At 37.3% G+C, this 16,700-nt stretch carries 18 protein-coding genes and 2 tRNA genes; all 20 read left to right on the top strand.

Translation table 11 applies throughout. The annotated features are described in order from the left end of the window. Positions 1-157: 157 nt before the first annotated feature. The 20 genes from cobI to OCV67_RS07135 all read left to right on the top strand — a co-directional run bounded on the left by cobI (position 158) and on the right by OCV67_RS07135 (position 15,911). Entirely contained in the window at positions 158-859 is a 702-nt protein-coding gene (gene cobI / locus OCV67_RS07230) for a precorrin-2 C(20)-methyltransferase (protein WP_147643316.1), read from the top strand. Continuing rightward, positions 852-1,988 (top strand): cobalt-precorrin-5B (C(1))-methyltransferase CbiD, encoded by a 1,137-nt coding sequence (gene cbiD, locus OCV67_RS07225; RefSeq protein ID WP_147643315.1) that lies wholly within the window; start codon positions 852-854, stop codon positions 1,986-1,988. The genes cobI and cbiD overlap by 8 nt, the downstream gene beginning before the upstream one ends. Beyond that, the gene (gene cobM, locus OCV67_RS07220) at positions 1,981-2,736 is read left to right on the top strand and encodes a precorrin-4 C(11)-methyltransferase (protein ID WP_147643314.1); all 756 of its coding nucleotides are present in this window, start codon (positions 1,981-1,983) and stop codon (positions 2,734-2,736) included. The genes cbiD and cobM overlap by 8 nt, the downstream gene beginning before the upstream one ends. Then, a complete protein-coding gene (locus OCV67_RS07215; protein ID WP_147643313.1) occupies positions 2,733-3,773 on the top strand; it encodes a cobalt-precorrin 5A hydrolase in 1,041 nt (346 codons plus the stop codon). Before cobM ends, OCV67_RS07215 begins: the two co-directional genes overlap by 4 nt. After that, complete coding sequence (gene cobJ / locus OCV67_RS07210) at positions 3,767-4,498, top strand: precorrin-3B C(17)-methyltransferase (RefSeq protein ID WP_147643400.1); 732 nt, start codon at positions 3,767-3,769, stop codon at positions 4,496-4,498. Before OCV67_RS07215 ends, cobJ begins: the two co-directional genes overlap by 7 nt. Continuing rightward, a complete protein-coding gene (gene cobK / locus OCV67_RS07205) occupies positions 4,491-5,252 on the top strand; it encodes a precorrin-6A reductase (RefSeq protein WP_147643312.1) in 762 nt (253 codons plus the stop codon). Before cobJ ends, cobK begins: the two co-directional genes overlap by 8 nt. Continuing rightward, positions 5,242-6,441: a precorrin-6y C5,15-methyltransferase (decarboxylating) subunit CbiE gene (gene cbiE, locus OCV67_RS07200; RefSeq protein WP_147643311.1), complete on the top strand. Its 1,200-nt coding sequence runs from the start codon at positions 5,242-5,244 to the stop codon at positions 6,439-6,441. The genes cobK and cbiE overlap by 11 nt, the downstream gene beginning before the upstream one ends. After that, positions 6,438-7,799, top strand: a complete 1,362-nt coding sequence (locus tag OCV67_RS07195) for a cobyrinate a,c-diamide synthase (RefSeq protein ID WP_147643310.1) — start codon at positions 6,438-6,440, stop codon at positions 7,797-7,799. Before cbiE ends, OCV67_RS07195 begins: the two co-directional genes overlap by 4 nt. Then, positions 7,783-8,838 (top strand): nicotinate-nucleotide--dimethylbenzimidazole phosphoribosyltransferase, encoded by a 1,056-nt coding sequence (gene cobT / locus OCV67_RS07190; protein WP_147643309.1) that lies wholly within the window; start codon positions 7,783-7,785, stop codon positions 8,836-8,838. Before OCV67_RS07195 ends, cobT begins: the two co-directional genes overlap by 17 nt. Further along, a complete protein-coding gene (locus OCV67_RS07185) occupies positions 8,832-9,353 on the top strand; it encodes a bifunctional adenosylcobinamide kinase/adenosylcobinamide-phosphate guanylyltransferase (RefSeq protein ID WP_147643308.1) in 522 nt (173 codons plus the stop codon). Before cobT ends, OCV67_RS07185 begins: the two co-directional genes overlap by 7 nt. Further along, complete coding sequence (locus tag OCV67_RS07180) at positions 9,350-10,135, top strand: adenosylcobinamide-GDP ribazoletransferase (protein WP_147643307.1); 786 nt, start codon at positions 9,350-9,352, stop codon at positions 10,133-10,135. Before OCV67_RS07185 ends, OCV67_RS07180 begins: the two co-directional genes overlap by 4 nt. Beyond that, positions 10,123-10,515, top strand: a complete 393-nt coding sequence (locus tag OCV67_RS07175; RefSeq protein WP_178085038.1) for a bifunctional adenosylcobinamide kinase/adenosylcobinamide-phosphate guanylyltransferase — start codon at positions 10,123-10,125, stop codon at positions 10,513-10,515. Before OCV67_RS07180 ends, OCV67_RS07175 begins: the two co-directional genes overlap by 13 nt. Further along, positions 10,512-11,069: a histidine phosphatase family protein gene (locus OCV67_RS07170; RefSeq protein WP_147643305.1), complete on the top strand. Its 558-nt coding sequence runs from the start codon at positions 10,512-10,514 to the stop codon at positions 11,067-11,069. The genes OCV67_RS07175 and OCV67_RS07170 overlap by 4 nt, the downstream gene beginning before the upstream one ends. Then, a complete protein-coding gene (gene cbiB / locus OCV67_RS07165) occupies positions 11,066-12,028 on the top strand; it encodes an adenosylcobinamide-phosphate synthase CbiB (protein ID WP_147643304.1) in 963 nt (320 codons plus the stop codon). Before OCV67_RS07170 ends, cbiB begins: the two co-directional genes overlap by 4 nt. Further along, positions 12,025-13,059 carry a pyridoxal phosphate-dependent aminotransferase gene (locus OCV67_RS07160; RefSeq protein WP_147643303.1) on the top strand — a complete coding sequence of 345 codons (1,035 nt, stop codon included), beginning with the start codon at positions 12,025-12,027 and terminating at the stop codon, positions 13,057-13,059. Before cbiB ends, OCV67_RS07160 begins: the two co-directional genes overlap by 4 nt. Beyond that, positions 13,052-14,536, top strand: coding sequence for a cobyric acid synthase (locus OCV67_RS07155; RefSeq protein ID WP_147643302.1), 1,485 nt, complete (start codon positions 13,052-13,054; stop codon positions 14,534-14,536). Before OCV67_RS07160 ends, OCV67_RS07155 begins: the two co-directional genes overlap by 8 nt. Next, entirely contained in the window at positions 14,536-15,057 is a 522-nt protein-coding gene (locus OCV67_RS07150) for a cob(I)yrinic acid a,c-diamide adenosyltransferase (protein WP_147643301.1), read from the top strand. Before OCV67_RS07155 ends, OCV67_RS07150 begins: the two co-directional genes overlap by 1 nt. Beyond that, positions 15,054-15,680: a precorrin-8X methylmutase gene (locus tag OCV67_RS07145; RefSeq protein ID WP_147643300.1), complete on the top strand. Its 627-nt coding sequence runs from the start codon at positions 15,054-15,056 to the stop codon at positions 15,678-15,680. Before OCV67_RS07150 ends, OCV67_RS07145 begins: the two co-directional genes overlap by 4 nt. A gap of 78 nt (positions 15,681-15,758) precedes the next feature. Next, positions 15,759-15,834, top strand: a tRNA-Lys gene (locus OCV67_RS07140). Positions 15,835-15,836: 2 nt separating this feature from the next. Continuing rightward, a tRNA-Glu gene (locus OCV67_RS07135) sits at positions 15,837-15,911 on the top strand. Positions 15,912-16,700: the final 789 nt, after the last annotated feature.

Raw genomic sequence — 16,700 nt, 5'->3', positions numbered from 1 at the left:
AAAATTATGTTTTTCAGCTTGTTTATTATAATTTGTCTGCGGATAATATTTATTGTATGATAAAGCGTAAATAGTGTTCTTGAAAAAAATGTAATAATATGATAGAATTAAAATAGTATTTTACAAATTTGAATGAACAGCCAAAAAGGGAGACTTTATGAACGGAAAATTTTACGGAGTAAGCGTTGGCCCGGGAGATCCGGAGCTGATAACTGTTAAAGCTGTAAATACTATAAAAAAGTGCAGTATTATAATTGTTCCGCAGACTAAAAATGAAAACATGCTTGCACTTTCAATTGCACAGAAGTCCGTTGACATGACGGACAAGCTTATTGTTCCCGTCAGATTTCTTATGTCTCATGATATTGAGAAAACACAGGAGAATCATAAAAGATCTGCTGAGACAATCATGGAATATCTGCGTCAGGGACATGATGTGGCAATGCTGAATATCGGTGATATTTCCATTTATTCCACATGCTCTTACATTTTGAATATTATTGAAAAAAACGGATTTGAAACGGAGGTTTGCGCCGGAGTCCCCAGCTTTTGCGCTGCGGCTGCGAGACTGAAAAAACCTCTTGTTTCTCGCAAAGAAGTACTTGTAGTTGCTCCGGGTTATACTGATGAACTTGAAAGTTTGATGTCAGTAAATGGTACTAAGGTTATAATGAAAAGCGGAAAGCATATGAATAGAGTAAAAAAACTGGTTGAAAAATACGGAATGTCAGACAATACGATAATTGTGGAATCCTGTGGATTGGAAAATGAAAGAATACATTACGGTATAGATGAAACTGAAAACGGATACTTTTCACTTATGATTATTAAAACCTCTGAGGAAAATGATAATGCTTGAAGAATATATTTACTGCGGTACTAAAAAACTGAGATGCGGATATACGACAGGCTCTTGTGCTGCCGCTGCTGCCAAGGCGTCTGCACAAATGCTTCTTACAGGAATGACAATTGACAAAGTAAGTCTTATGACTCCAAAGGGTATACTGCTTGAGCTTAATATTAAAAATTCTGAAATAGAAACGGATTATGCAGAATGTGCAATAAAAAAGGACAGCGGCGACGATCCTGATGTTACAAACGGAATACTTGTGTATGCAAGAGTTGAAAAAATTCCTTCTGGAATAATTATTGACGGCGGAAAAGGAGTAGGGAGAATTACTAAAAGCGGACTTGACAGAAAAATCGGCGAAGCGGCAATAAATACAGTACCCAGAAGAATGATTGAGAATGCTGTTATAGAAATTGCTGAAAAATATGGTTATGACGGCGGTTTCAGGATAATTATATCTGTACCGGAAGGTGAAATGATCGCTGCAAAAACTTATAATCCCAGGCTGGGAATTGAAGGGGGCATTTCAATAATCGGTACAAGCGGAATAGTTGAACCTATGAGTAACAAAGCTGTTATTGAAACGATTCGTACTGAAGAAAGTATGTTAAAGGCTCAGGGCAGAAAAAATCTTTTGATCACGATTGGAAATTACAGCGGAACTTTCCTGAAAGAGTATTTGCCGGAGCTTGATAAAACAGTAAAGTGCAGTAATTTTATAGGTGAGGCTATAGACTTTGCAGTGGAATTTGGCTTTAAAAGAGTTCTTATTGCAGGACATGCCGGTAAGCTTGTAAAGCTTGGAGCAGGTATAATGAATACTCATTCTTCAAATGCGGACGGAAGAATGGAGGTATTGATCACATGCGGACTTTTAGCCGGTGCAGATACTGAAACGCTGAAAAAAATTTATGAATGTATAACGGTAGACGACGCTTTAGGAATTTTGCAATCGGCAGGATTACTTGAAAAGACAATTGAAATTTTAATGGGTAAGATACAGTTTTATCTTGATGCAAAGGTGAAAAATACGTTAGAAATTGGTGCATTAATGTTTTCAAATAAGTATGGAGTACTTGGAAAAACATCAAGCGCTGATAGTATTATCAAATGGATGGCGGAGGAATATAATGGTTAATTTTGTAGGAGCAGGCTGCGGAAGTCCGGATTTGATTACATTAAGAGGACATAGATTGATTTCGGAAGCAGACGTTATAATTTATGCCGGTTCACTTGTTAATCCTGAACTTCTTGACTTCGCCCGAAAGGACTGCGAAATTTATAACAGCGCTTATATGAATTTGGACGAAGTAATTGAAGTTATGAAAAATGCGGAAAGGGACGGAAAAATGACTGTAAGGCTTCATACTGGAGATCCCAGCGTTTACGGAGCGATACGGGAGCAGATGGACAGACTGAAAGTTCTTGAAATACCCTATGAAATTTGTCCCGGGGTAAGTTCATTTTGCGGAGCCGCAGCGGCGCTTAAAGCTGAATATACTCTACCTGATGTGTCCCAGACTGTAATCATTACACGAATGGCAGGAAGAACTCCCGTACCACCGAAGGAGGATATTTCAGAACTTGCAAAGCATGGAGCGACAATGGTTGTTTTTTTAAGTACCGGTATGCTGGCGGAACTATCTCAAAAGCTTATTTTCGGAGGATACAGCGAAGAAACTCCGGCAGCTATTGTTTATAAGGCAAGCTGGGAGGATGAAAAGGTATGCCGGTGTACTGTAAAAACTCTTGCGGAAACAGCCGAGAACAATAACATAAAAAAGACAGCGCTTATTACAGTAGGGGAATTTCTGGGAGATGATTATTCTCTTTCAAAGCTTTATGATTCAGAGTTTGAAACGGAATTCAGAAAGGTAAAGAAATGACGGCGGCAATAATATCTGTGACTGAAAAGGGTACAATGCAATCGGAGTTACTATATAAAAAAATTGAAGCAAAAGGCTTTAAATGCAAAAGATTCTGCTACAGCAAATATGCATCTGTCGGTGCTGAAAGCTATGAAACCATATCAATACTTGTGAAAAGAATTTTCAGTGAATATGATATATTGATTTTTATATGCGCATGCGGTATTGCAGTACGGACGATTTCGCCTTTTATAAAATCAAAAATTTCCGATCCGGCGGTAATCGTTATGGACGAACAGTTTAAATATGTAATTCCCATATTGTCAGGACATTTGGGAGGAGCTAACAGAATTTCGCAGATAATTTCAAATGAAACAGGAGCAAAAGCGGTTATTACTACTGCTACCGATACAGGAGGAAAATTTTCAGTTGACAGTTTTGCTAAGGCAAATAGTCTTTATATTTCCGATATGAAGATTGCCAAAGCTGTTTCGGCGGCAGTTTTGCAGAATAAAAAAATTGGATTTGCAAGCGATTACAGTACGGTGAACATTCCTGACGAATTATGTACAGATTTAAATTGTGAAATCGGTATATGCATTTCTGATGATAAAGAAAAAAAGCCTTTTAATAGCACTTTGAATCTCATACCTCAAAATATTGTTCTGGGAATCGGCTGTAAAAGAGGCAGGACATCTGAGGAAATTGAAAGCTTTTTATTGAATTTTCTTGAAAAAAATCAAATTCCTTTGTATAAAGTCGGTCGTATTGCAACTATTGATTTAAAATCAGATGAAAAGGGTATACTGGATTTTTGCAAAAAGTACAGACTGGAATTATCTGTTTATTCTGCACATGAACTGATGAATGCTGAGGGAAATTTTACGGGTTCTGATTTTGTAAAAAATATAACCGGAGTTGATAATGTGTGTGAACGCAGTGCCGTACTGTGCAGTAAGGGAGGTATTATTGTTCCTAAAACTGTAGGAGACGGAATTACATGCAGTGCGGCTCAAACGGACATTACTATAGACTTTGCAAAGGAGACATTATGAAGTTATATATTGTTGGTTTCGGACCCGGAAATTACGACAGTATGACAATGGAAGCATGCAGCGTCATCGAACGATGCGGTCTTGTTGTAGGATACACAACTTATACGGATATTTTAGAGAAATATTTTCCACATAAAGAATTTTATTCAACTCCTATGAAAAAGGAAACGGACCGTGTCAAATATGCATTGGAAAGGGCGTCGAAGGGTACTGAAACGGCTTTAATATGCAGCGGCGACAGTGGAGTTTACGGTATGGCAGGGCTTGCATTAGAACTTTCGGCAGATTATCCGAATGCAGAAATTACAATTGTTCCGGGTATTACTGCGGCATTAAGCGGCGGGGCTGTTCTTGGGGCGCCTCTTACTCATGATTTTGCTGTTATAAGTCTTTCGGATCTTTTGACGCCGTGGGAAAAAATAAAAAAACGTCTTGAATGTGCTGCTGCTGCTGATTTTGTTATTTGTATATATAATCCCTCGTCAAAAAAACGCAGTGATTATTTGCGGAAAGCATGCGATATAATGTTAAAATTTAAATCATGTGAAACTATATGCGGTTATGTAAAAAATATCGGCAGAAACGGGCAGAAAAGCGGTATTCTTACCCTTTTGCAGCTTAGGGATTTTCATGCTGATATGTTTACCACTGTGTTTGTGGGCAACAGCGATACAAAGGTTATAAACAATAAAATGGTTACTCCCAGAGGTTATAAAAATGTTTAGAATACTTATTTTCGGCGGAACGACTGAGGGCAGGGAGCTTGCGGATTTTTGTCATAGTAATCGTATACCTGCGGCGGTATGCGTAACGACCGGATTAGGAAAAGAACTTCTTTCGTCTTTCAATACGCTGAAAATTATTACAGGCAAGAAGGATTACAGTCAGATAGTAAATATGCTTGAAAAAGAAAAATATTCAGCAGTGCTAGATGCTACGCACCCTTTTGCAGAAAAAGCTACCGAAAATATAAAAAAAGCGTGTAAAGATACCAATACACAGTTTTTTCGTGTAATTAGGGACAGTGAGAAAATTGATTATAATGATGTAAAGTATTTTGATAGTATCGGCAGTGCGGCAGAGTATGCAGAAAAAGAGTCGGGTAACATTCTTATAACGACCGGAAGTAAAAATCTTGCAGAATATACAGGAATCAGAAATTTTTCTGAAAGGCTCGTTGTAAGAGTACTGCCAGACAGCCGGATTATTAACAGCTGTATTGAAATGGGATTTAAAAAAGAAAATATAATCAGCGAGATAGGACCATTTACAGTTGAACAAAATTGCAGTCATATCAGACGGAATAATATCCGTATTGTTATAACTAAAGAAAGCGGTAAAAACGGAGGATTTTCTGATAAAATTACGGCTGCGCAATTATGCGGCTGCAAAGCGCTGATTATCAGGAAACCTATTGAATATGGTTACTCCGCAGAAGAAATCAAAAAAATTTTAATGAGGGTAAAAGATGAACAGTAAGAAGGTTATGGTTGTAGGTATTGGTATGAACGGCAGTGAAACCCTGACTGAGTATGCAAAAAAAATTATTGAATCAGCTGATATTCTTATCGGAGCAGAAAGAATACTTAAATGCTTTGAATATCTGAAAAAACCTGTACTGTCAACATATAACAGCAGTAATATCTCAAAATTTCTGCATACTGAAAATTTTGAGACTGCTGCGGTACTTATGTCTGGAGACTGCGGATTTTTCAGCGGTACAGCAAGGCTTTTACCTGAAATTTCTGATATGGATTATGAGATTGTCTGCGGAATTTCTTCAGTTGTTTATTTTTGTTCAAAAATCGGTATAAGCTGGCAGAATATGAAATTTGTAAGCCTGCACGGAATGGATTCAAATATAGTTCGTCATGCGGCTGAAAATGAGAAAACTTTTTTTCTTCTCGGAGGCAAAATTACAGCGGCACAGGCTTGCAGACGCCTATGCGAATATTCCATGAATAGTGCGGAAGTTTATATCGGTGAAAATCTGGGATATGAAAATGAGAGGATACTTTGCGGTACTGCCGAGGATTTTACTGAAACAGAAACCGCATTGCTGTCTGTGATGACGGTAGTAAATTCAGACTGTGAAACGTTAAAGCGGTCGGGAATACCGGATCGTGAGTTCGTCAGAGGAAATGTGCCTATGACTAAATCTGAAGTACGCAGTGTTATTATATCAAAGTTGGGTATATCAAATGATTCGGTTTGTTGGGATATTGGAAGCGGCACAGGCTCCGTATCTGTTGAAATGGCTTTGCAGTGCGGCAGCGGAAGAGTGTACGCGGTTGAAAGGAATCCCGAAGCCATGAGTCTGACGGATAAAAACAAGCATATTTTTAAATGCGACAATATAGAAATTATCAGCGGAAACGCCATGGATAATATAGAAAAGCTTCCTGTTCCGGATCGTGTTTTTATCGGCGGCAGCGGTGGAGAATTACAACAGATTATCAAAATGGTATTTAAAAAAAATAGAAAAGCTGTGATAGTTGTTACCGCTGTTTCGTTGGAAACATTGAATAAGTCGCTGGAAGGATTTCGTATATGCGGCGCTGAAACAGAAATTGTACAAGTATCGATTACAAGAACAAAGTCTGTGAGCGAATATACAATGCTGTGCGGTGAAAATCCGGTATTTATAATAAAGGGGACAATTTTATGAACAGAATTATGATTGCCGGTACTCACAGCGGCTGCGGAAAAACCACCGTTACATGCGGACTGTTAAAAGTACTTAAAGAAACTGGATATAAAGTGTCGGCGTTCAAATGCGGTCCTGATTATATTGATCCTATGTTTCATAGTAAGATTATCAAAGTAAAATCAAGAAATCTTGACGGTTTTTTTACCGATAAAAATACTATGAATTATCTTTTGGACGTTAACAGCCATGATTCGGATATTTCAGTTATTGAAGGCGTCATGGGATTTTATGACGGTTACGGCGGAAAAGCGTCGGCTTATGACGTTTCAAATGATACAGCAACGCCAGTTATAATTGTTATTGATTGTTCTGGAATGAGTGGTTCTGTTGGAGCGGTAATAAACGGATATCTTAATTATAAAAAACCGAATAACGTTGTCGGTTTTATTTTTAACCGAATGCCGATTTCACTAGAAGATGATATTAAAAAGCTTTGCAGTCAAATGGGAACGGAATATTTTGGATATATACCTAAAAATAATGATTTTCATATAGGAAGCCGTCATCTGGGGCTTATAACTGCCGATGAAATTAAAAATCTTAATGAGAAACTAAAGATGCTTTCGGATCAGATAAATAAAACAGTACTGATAGATAAAATAATTGAAATTGCCGGAAAAGCAGAAATAGTAAACTATGAGATTCCTAAAATTCCAAAATTAAATGACGGCAAAAATGCAAGGATTGCTGTTGCTTATGACAGAGCATTCTGTTTTTATTATGAGGATAATTTAGACTTACTTAGAAAAATGGGAGGGGAAATAATTTTCTTTTCTCCTCTTGAAGATAGTAAGCTTCCGGATAATATTGACGGACTGATACTCGGCGGCGGATATCCGGAATTGTATGCAGATAAGCTTTCTGAAAATAAGGAAATGCTTGAAAGCGTCAGATCCGCAGCGAACAGCAAAATACCAATTATAGCCGAATGCGGAGGATATATGTATCTTCATAAATCAGTAAAATTTCAAAATGGAAAAGAGTATAGAATGGCAGGAGTAATAGACGGCATTACTTTTGAAACCTCAAAATTACAGAGATTCGGTTATACAGAACTGACAGCAGATCGTGACAATCTGCTTTGTAAAAAGGGAGAAATTGTCAGGTCTCATGAATTTCATTACTGGGACAGCAGCTTCTGCGGAGACTGTTTTACTGCAAGGAAATTAAATGGAAAGCAATGGAAGTGCGGTTACAGTACGGAAAATATAATTGCCGGATTTCCTCATTTTTATTTTTACAATAAACCTTCAATGGCGGAATCATTTCTGAAAAAATGTTTAGACTATAGGAGTAAATATGGAAAGACTGTGTAAAATCTCTGAACCTGATCATATGGCAATGGAATTATCAGAATGTAAATGGAACAGTGTTGCAAAACCGCTTAAAAGTCTGGGATTGCTTGAAAAAGCGGTAACTAAAATTGCAGGAATTACAGGTAATGCAGAAGTTAAAATAGATAAACGCTGTACGGTGGTAATGTGCGCAGATAACGGCGTAGTTGCCGAGGGCGTTACTCAATCAGACAGTTCCGTTACAGCGTTAGTTGCTGAAAGCATCGCAAACGACAGGGCGAATATAAATCTTGTTTCAAAGTCCTATAATATAGATGTTATCGCTGTAGATATGGGTATGATAACAGATGTTGATGATGAAAGAATTATAATAAAGAAAACTGCATATGGTACAAAAAATATATATTACGGAAACGCTATGACCTTAAATCAGACTGAGCAGGCAATTACAGCCGGAATGGATATAGTAAGAGAGCTTAAAGCAAAAGGCTATGATATATTAATCACCGGAGAAATGGGTATTGGAAACACAACCACGTCTTCTGCGCTGGCTTCTGTTATTCTGGACGAACCTGTAAGAAACGTTACAGGTTGCGGCGCTGGTTTGGATAAAGAAAGACTGGCTCATAAAATACATGTAATTGAACATGCAATTGAATTGAACGATCCTGATAAAACTAAACCTGTCGAGCTTATTTCAAAAATCGGCGGATTTGATATCGCCGGCATGACCGGATTGTTTTTAGGCGGAGCAGTTTACAGAATCCCTGTAGTTATAGACGGTTTTATTTCCGCTGTTGCTGCAAAGCTTGCATGCATGATCGTTCCTGAAACTGTAAATTTTATGCTTTGTTCACATGTTTCAAAAGAACCTGCCGGAAGAAAAATGCTTGAATCTATGGGACTTAAGGCTATGTTAGACGGTGAACTGTGTCTTGGCGAGGGGACGGGGGGAGCGATGCTGATTCCCTTGCTGGATGGAGCTTTATCTGTTTATCATTCTGCACACAGGTTCGATGAATTACAGATGGATCAGTATGAGGATTATACAAAATGCTGACGGTCGTAACAGGAGGCAGCGGAAGCGGTAAATCAGAACTTGCTGAAAATATTGCATTTAAATTTACCGGAAAAAAATATTACATTGCGGCAATGCAGCCCTTTGGTGAAGAAGCGCTGAAAAGAATTGAACGGCATCGTAAAATGAGAGCGGAAAAAGGTTTTGAAACTATTGAAAAATATACCGATATAGATGAACTTACTTTTACTCGGAAAGATTTAGTTTTGCTGGAATGTGTGTCAAATTTATGCGCTAATGAAATGTTTTCGGGCAGGATGGATAAAAACATTGCTGCTGATAAAATAATTTCAGGTATTGAAAAAATAAATAAAATGGTTTCTCAGCTGATAGTAGTTACCAATGAGATATTCTCAGATGGTATTTTGTATGAAAAGGAAACTATTGAATACATGAAAGCATTAGGAGAAATTAACCGAAGGATTTTTGAATGTGCCGATAATATTATAGAATCAGTATACGGGATACCATATATTTTGAAAGGAAATCTGACATGAAGTTTTTCAATTCAATTATATCTGCGTTTGCTATGTATTCCAGAATACCCGTACCGAAAATAAAATGGTGCGAAGAAAACAGGTGTTACGCTCTGGGATTTTTTCCGCTGGTGGGCGCTGTATCGGGATTGATGATGGTTTTATGGTATTTTATCTCAGATAAACTGGGAATCAACACAGTATTATTTTCAGCGGTAAGTACGGCAATTCCGATAGTCGTTACAGGAGGAATCCACATGGACGGATTTTGTGATGTAATTGATGCAAAATCGTCATACGGGAATAAAGAAAAACGGCTTGAGATTATGAGCGACCCTCATACCGGAGCGTTTGCAGTAATCTATGCTGCTATATATTTTTTAGTACAGACCGGATTATTCAGTGAGGTAAGAACCTTGAAAACGGCAGTAATTTGCGGACTGATATTCGTAATTTCAAGGACATTAAGCGGATTTGCAGCCGTAACTTTAAAAAATGCCAAAGGTAATGGAACTCTTTATTCTTTTACTGAAGCGTCTCACAGGAAATCAGTAATTGCAATACTTTCAGTGATTTTTGCTGTTTGTACATTAGTAATTTTGTTTATAAGTCCGGTGTACGGTTTAGCAGTAATTGTTGTAGGATTTTTGACTTTTTTTGCATACAAGAGATTTGCTTATAAAAATTTTGGCGGAATAACAGGCGATCTGGAAGGATATTTTTTGCAGATATGTGAGCTTGCAATGCTTGCAGCAGCAGTCATTATACCATTGATATGGGGGAAAATAAAATGTATCTTATAACAGGCGGAGCTTATCAGGGGAAAAGTAATTATGCAGTTTCTGTGTTTAAATTTGATAACAACAGTATAGCTGATGGAAAAACAGTTGACTTTGAAGAAATAAATAAATATTTGTGTATCAAAAACTTTCATATACTGGTCAGAAGAATGATGAAAGACGGAAAAACTACTGAAGAAATCAAAATTATTGTTGATTCTCTTGATGAAAATACAGTAATTATTACTGATGAAATAGGAAACGGAATTATACCGGTTGATCAATTTGAGCGTGATTGGCGAGAACAAACCGGACGTATTTGTTGCTACATTGCGTCACAATCAAGAAAAGTTGTAAGATTAACAGTGGGTATACCTGTAATAATAAAGGACGAAAGTAAATGAAAATAATTTTTATACGTCATGGGCAAACAAAAGGCAATGAAGAAAAGCGCTATATCGGCAGAACAGACGAATCACTGTCTCAAAAGGGGATTGAAGAAATAAAAAATCGTTTATATCCTGACGTAGACACTGTTTTGGTCAGTCCTATGAAAAGATGTGTCGAGACTGCAAAAATTATTTATCCGGACAGTAAATACATAATTTGCAATGATTTTCGTGAATGTGATTTTGGTATCTTTGAGGGAAAAAATTACGATGAACTGAAAAATGATTCCGATTATCAAAAATGGATTGACAGTATGGGAACAATGGCAATTCCGCAAGGTGAAAGTCATGAGCAGTTTAAAACACGGTGCTGCAATGAATTTGAAAGTATCGTTAAAGCGTTTCAGGGTACGGCTGCATTAATAGTACATGGCGGAACAATAATGGCTGTACTGGAAAAATATGCAGTTCCCAGATCCGGTTTTTATTCTTATCAGGTGAAAAACGGATGCGGATATATTACTGAGTTTGAAAACGGACAATTGAAAATAATATCGGAGTTAAAATGAAATATTTATATTTTATTATGCCTTTAATTACGGCGTTTTTGCTGGATTTTATAATAGGAGATCCGTATAAGCTTCCTCACCCTGTAAGACTTATCGGAAAATGTATCGGGGCGGTTGAGAAAATTACAAGAAGGGTTTTCAGTAGTGAAAAAACAGCCGGAGCAGTTATGGCTATGATAATAACGACGCTGTCGTTTATCGTACCTTTTTGCTTGCTTTTTTTAGCTTATAAAATAAATTTGTTTGTGGGGATTGCAGTCGAGAGTGTACTGGGATATTATCTTTTAGCGGCAAGATGCCTTGAAAAGGAAAGCATAAAGGTATACGGTGCATTACAAAAACGTGATATAAAGGAAGCAAGAAAAGCAGTTTCTATGATTGTGGGAAGAGATACTCAGAATCTCGACGAAAAGGGAATTATTAAAGCAGCGGTTGAAACTGTTGCGGAAAATTCTTCTGACGGCGTAACCGCACCTCTGTTTTATATGACATTCGGTGTACCTTTAGGATACTTATATAAAGCGGTTAATACCATGGATTCTATGGTCGGATATAAAAATGAACGATATATAAATTTTGGAAAAATTCCCGCAAAAATTGATGATATTTTTAATTTTATACCGTCAAGATTTACGGCATTGCTTATGATTGTATCCTCATTTATTCTTGGACTGGACGGAAAAAACGCTTATAAGATATGGCGAAGAGACAGGTTTAATCATGCAAGTCCGAATTCTGCACAAACTGAATCGGTATGTGCCGGAGCATTGAATATTCGTCTTGCAGGGGACGCTTACTACTTCGGAAAGCTCTATAAAAAGAAAACAATCGGAGATAATAACCGTCCGATTGAAAATGATGATATAAAAAAATCAAACAGGCTGATGTACTGTACATCTGTTTTGATGCTTGCAGTAACGGTAATATTAAGAATTATAATAGCAGGGTGTTTTTTATGAAAAAATATCAGCATGGCGGTAATATAAATATTAAATATGATTTTTCTGCAAATATAAATCCTCTGGGAATGCCGGAAAATGTGAAAAAAATTCTTGCTGAAAATGTAGAAAAGTTTTCATTTTATCCTGATCCGAACTGTACAGATGTGATAAAAGCAATATCGGATTTTGAAAATATTCCGGAAAAAAATATTCTTTGCGGAAACGGTGCGGCGGATTTGATTTACCGCATAGTTAGCGCTGTAAGTCCATGTAAGGCTTTGCTTTTTGCTCCGTCTTTTTCTGAGTATGAAAAAGCGCTGCTTGACAGCAGGTGCAGTATAGAATATTGCTACCTCAAAGAAGAAAACGGGTATGTAATTAAAGATTTTGACACTGATTTGCTGAAAGATAAGGATATTTGTTTTTTATGCAATCCCAATAATCCCGTGGGGAATGTAACGGATATGAATATACTTTTAAAAATTATTGACGGCTGTCAGAAACATAATGTTATATTAGTGATTGACGAATGCTTTATGGATTTCGTACTGAACGGTTCTGATTTATCGGCAAAGAAATTTTTGTCCTGTAAACATGTTATAATACTGAAAGCTTTTACAAAAATTTATGCCATGGCAGGACTGCGTTTGGGATATGTTTTAAGTGAAAATGAGACGCTGATTGAAAAAGTTCGTAATTCAGGACAGCCCTGGAGCGTTTCTGTTCCGGCACAGCTTGCAGGTTCTGCCGCACTGCAAAATACGTATTTTATAAAAAAAACAGCTGAATTTGTTTCAGCTGAAAGAAAATTTCTGATTGATAGTCTTAATAATATGAACCTTAAAGTTTTTCCGTCAGAAGCAAATTTTATTATGTTGAAATCTGAAATTATTAAGCTTGACAGACTTTTAAAAAGTGAGGATATAGCAATCAGAAACTGTGAAAATTATGAAGGTCTGGAAAGAGGCTTTTACCGTATTGCTGTGCGTACCCGCAAGGAAAACCAATATCTGATATCGGCTATGGAAAGGTGTTTGGAAAATGGCTAAATCAATAATGATTCAAGGGACTATGTCCAATGTCGGAAAAAGTATTATAGCAGCTGCGCTTTGCCGTATTTTCAAACAGGACGGTTTCAGCTGCGCTCCTTTTAAATCCCAGAACATGGCGCTTAATTCCTATATAACGTCTGAGGGACTTGAAATGGGCAGAGCACAGGTTTTTCAGGCTGAAGCTGCCGGAATAGAACCTTCTGTATTAATGAATCCGATATTGCTGAAACCGACTGATAATGTAGGTTCACAGGTCATAGTAAACGGAGAAGTACTTGGAAATATGAAAGCGGCAGATTATTTTAAATATAAGAAGCGGTTAGTTCCTGATATTATGAACGCTTATAATACATTGGCTGAAAAGTATGATATAATTGTAATTGAAGGTGCGGGGAGTCCTGCGGAAATCAATCTGAAAAAAGATGATATCGTAAATATGGGTGTGGCAAAAATGGTAGGTTCTCCAGTGCTTCTTGCAGGCGATATTGACAGGGGAGGAGTATTTGCACAGCTTCTGGGTACTCTTATGCTTTTGGAGGAAGATGAAAAATCTTTGGTAAAGGGATTGTTGATAAATAAATTTAGGGGAGACAAAAATATTTTAAAACCCGGACTTGATATGCTTGAACAGATGGGCGGTAAGCCTGTGGCAGGAGTGATACCATATATTTATTGCGATTTGGAAGATGAAGATAGTTTGTCCGGAAAACTTGAACAAACAGAAAACAGTGGAATTATAGATATTGCAGTTATAAGGCTTCCGAAAATTTCAAACTTTACCGATTTTGATGTATTCAGACAGTTTAAAGATGTTTCAGTAAGATATGTTTCAAAAGTAAGCGAACTGAAAAAGCCGGATCTTATAATTATTCCCGGAACTAAAAATACGATTTCCGATATGAAATGGCTGCGTGAAAGCGGATTGGAAACGTCAATAAAAAAACTTGTTTCAGAAAATATTCCTGCATTCGGGATATGCGGCGGTTATCAGATAATGGGTAAAAAAATTGAGGATCCCGACTGTACAGAAAATGGCGGAAGTATTGCAGGTATGGGATTACTGGATATAGTAACGGTTTTTAGAAATGAAAAAACAAGAACTCGTGTCAGCGGGAAATTTAAAAACATCAGCGGTATTTTTTCTGTACTTAGCGGTAAGCAATTTAGCGGGTATGAAATTCATATGGGAGAGTCGTACGGTATAAAAAACAGTATGCTGGAGTTTTCCGACGGCAGTACCGGCGGAGATTCTCATGATAATATTTACGGCTGTTATGTACATGGCATATTTGATGAAAACGGAATTGCAGAAAGTATTGTGCACAGTCTTTACACTGCCAAAGGATTGGAGTATATTGGAAAAGGTATTGACCGAAAGGCTTACAAAGAACAACAGTATGATATTCTTGCAGATGAAGTGAGAAAAAATATTGATATGGATTTTGTTTATAAAATCATTGAGGAGGGCGTGTAATGGGACTTATTCATATTTACTGCGGTGACGGCAAAGGGAAAACAACTGCTGCTGTCGGTCTGGCACTGCGTGCCGCAGGACAGGGAATGAAGGTTCATTTTATACAGTTTTTAAAGGGAAGTGAAACCGGAGAAATTAACATATTAAAGCATATCAAGGGAATTACCGTGGCACGCTGTGATCGTAATTACGGTTTTTACAATACCATGTCAGATAAAGATAAGACGGAAATAATATGCTGTCATAATAAAATGCTGGCGAATGCAATTGTACTTGCCAATCAGGAAAGTATTGATATGCTGATAATGGACGAATTTAATGCGGCGTATAATTACGGTCTTATGGATAAAGTAACAGCAGAAAATTTTATAATTAACAAACCTGAACGTCTTGAGCTTATAATTACCGGCAGAAATCCTGTTGAAAAATTTATGGAAAAGGCAGATTATGTGAGTTGTATTAAAGCGGTAAAGCACCCTTATGAAAAGGGAATAAACGCTAGAAAGGGGATAGAATATTGAATATCGAACACATTTTACCGGAGAATATTGAAAAAAGAAGTTTTGAGATCATTGAACAGGAACTGAACGGAAGATATATTCCGCCTATGGAAAAACCAATTGTAAAGCGTGTAATACACACAACTGCCGATTTTGACTATCTGGATAATCTGTGCTTTTCTGAGAATGCAGTTGAAAAAGCAATTGAAATTCTAAAAAAAGGCGCAGTAATAGTAACAGATACTAATATGGCAAAATCCGGTATCAATAAAAATGCACTTAAAAAGCTTAAATGCCGGGTCGAATGTTTTATGGCAGACGCTGATGTAGCAGAAGCGGCTAAGGCAAAAGGAATTACAAGAGCGTCGGCGTCTGTTGATAAGGCGGCATCGATCAAAGAACCTATTATTTATGCTGTAGGAAATGCGCCTACTGCACTTATTCGTCTTGATGAGCTTATTAAACAGAATGTTATCAAGCCTGAACTTATTATCGGAGTACCGGTTGGATTTGTGAATGTTGTTCAATCCAAAGAAGTTATTATGAACGGTAGTATTCCTTATATTGTAGCAAAAGGCAGAAAAGGCGGCAGTAATGTTGCAGCAGCTATTTGCAATGCACTGCTTTATATGATCATTAGATAAAAATATGTCAAAAAATAAAAAATACTATTGACATTTATAAAAAAGTGTGATATACTTTTTAAGTGGAAAAATTACTATGCACCATTAGCTCAGTTGGTAGAGCAACTGACTCTTAATCAGTGGGTCCTGGGTTCGAGCCCCCGATGGTGCACCAATGGCCCGTTGGTCAAGCGGTTAAGACTCCGCCCTCTCACGGCGGCAACACCAGTTCGATTCTGGTACGGGTCACCATACAAGAGTGCTAAAATCATCATCTTTCCGTTGTGTTTGTATGGAAGTTGATGATTTAAGTAGCGGCTCATTTAAGTCTATCAGAATTCATATGAATTCTGATAGACTTTTTAATTTGATTTTAGTATATACATGTTTCATTATTTTGAAAGAATCGGGATTTTTAATCTCGGTTCTTTATTTTTTACCTTGTCAAAAAAATTTTTTTGGACATATTTTCAGTAAGACTGCAATTTCTGTCAAAGCACGGAAACTGCGGTCTTTTTTTATATTTTACTACCGCAATTTTTACTTGGTTTTGCATGTATTTTTTCTCAATACCCCTCTTGACAAAATAAAAAATGGTGTATATAATTGGAAATCAAATTGAGGTTTATCCGCACAAGGGTAAAATTTAATATTACTTACTGAGAAAAAATCCGCAAAAAAATCGAAATGCAATCGGAATTTCACCTCACTCGCTTTTTTTCCGTTTCTAACCCTTTTCTGGCAAAATCGGCATGCAGTTTCTGCAGAAACCGCCAAGTCTGAATCGCACTCCTTTTCTGATAAACGAAACGGTAACTTTTGCAGAAACCCGCACAGTTGCAGCAACCCACTTTCTCCGGGAAATAATCAGCCCGCACACGGGCTGAAAATTCGGATTTAACTCACCGGCACGCCGGCAGTCAAATCCGGAGGTCTGGGTAGCAAGCAAAGCCGGTGTGGACACACTCGGCAAATTTTGAAAAAATCAGCGAGACTGAACAAAATTTATCCTTTGGGAGACCCCAAACCCCGTTAGAATTT

The organism is Porcipelethomonas ammoniilytica (assembly GCF_025567485.1).
GTDB classification, from domain to species: Bacteria; Bacillota; Clostridia; order Oscillospirales; family Ruminococcaceae; genus Porcipelethomonas; species Porcipelethomonas ammoniilytica.
This window is presented reverse-complemented; position numbering and strand designations above follow the sequence as displayed.

What these genes read in the sequence shown, in the direction of transcription:
- OCV67_RS07170 (WP_147643305.1), top strand. Translation starts at nt 10,512, where the DNA reads ATGAAAATAATTTTTATACGTCATGGGCAAACAAAAGGCAATGAAGAA.
- OCV67_RS07180 (WP_147643307.1), top strand. Translation starts at nt 9,350, where the DNA reads ATGAAGTTTTTCAATTCAATTATATCTGCGTTTGCTATGTATTCCAGA.
- OCV67_RS07215 (WP_147643313.1), top strand. Translation starts at nt 2,733, where the DNA reads ATGACGGCGGCAATAATATCTGTGACTGAAAAGGGTACAATGCAATCG.
- OCV67_RS07160 (WP_147643303.1), top strand. Translation starts at nt 12,025, where the DNA reads ATGAAAAAATATCAGCATGGCGGTAATATAAATATTAAATATGATTTT.
- OCV67_RS07195 (WP_147643310.1), top strand. Translation starts at nt 6,438, where the DNA reads ATGAACAGAATTATGATTGCCGGTACTCACAGCGGCTGCGGAAAAACC.
- cobI (WP_147643316.1), top strand. Translation starts at nt 158, where the DNA reads ATGAACGGAAAATTTTACGGAGTAAGCGTTGGCCCGGGAGATCCGGAG.
- cbiB (WP_147643304.1), top strand. Translation starts at nt 11,066, where the DNA reads ATGAAATATTTATATTTTATTATGCCTTTAATTACGGCGTTTTTGCTG.
- cbiD (WP_147643315.1), top strand. Translation starts at nt 852, where the DNA reads ATGCTTGAAGAATATATTTACTGCGGTACTAAAAAACTGAGATGCGGA.
- cobT (WP_147643309.1), top strand. Translation starts at nt 7,783, where the DNA reads ATGGAAAGACTGTGTAAAATCTCTGAACCTGATCATATGGCAATGGAA.
- OCV67_RS07155 (WP_147643302.1), top strand. Translation starts at nt 13,052, where the DNA reads ATGGCTAAATCAATAATGATTCAAGGGACTATGTCCAATGTCGGAAAA.
- OCV67_RS07150 (WP_147643301.1), top strand. Translation starts at nt 14,536, where the DNA reads ATGGGACTTATTCATATTTACTGCGGTGACGGCAAAGGGAAAACAACT.
- cobK (WP_147643312.1), top strand. Translation starts at nt 4,491, where the DNA reads ATGTTTAGAATACTTATTTTCGGCGGAACGACTGAGGGCAGGGAGCTT.
- OCV67_RS07175 (WP_178085038.1), top strand. Translation starts at nt 10,123, where the DNA reads ATGTATCTTATAACAGGCGGAGCTTATCAGGGGAAAAGTAATTATGCA.
- OCV67_RS07185 (WP_147643308.1), top strand. Translation starts at nt 8,832, where the DNA reads ATGCTGACGGTCGTAACAGGAGGCAGCGGAAGCGGTAAATCAGAACTT.
- cobM (WP_147643314.1), top strand. Translation starts at nt 1,981, where the DNA reads ATGGTTAATTTTGTAGGAGCAGGCTGCGGAAGTCCGGATTTGATTACA.
- cbiE (WP_147643311.1), top strand. Translation starts at nt 5,242, where the DNA reads ATGAACAGTAAGAAGGTTATGGTTGTAGGTATTGGTATGAACGGCAGT.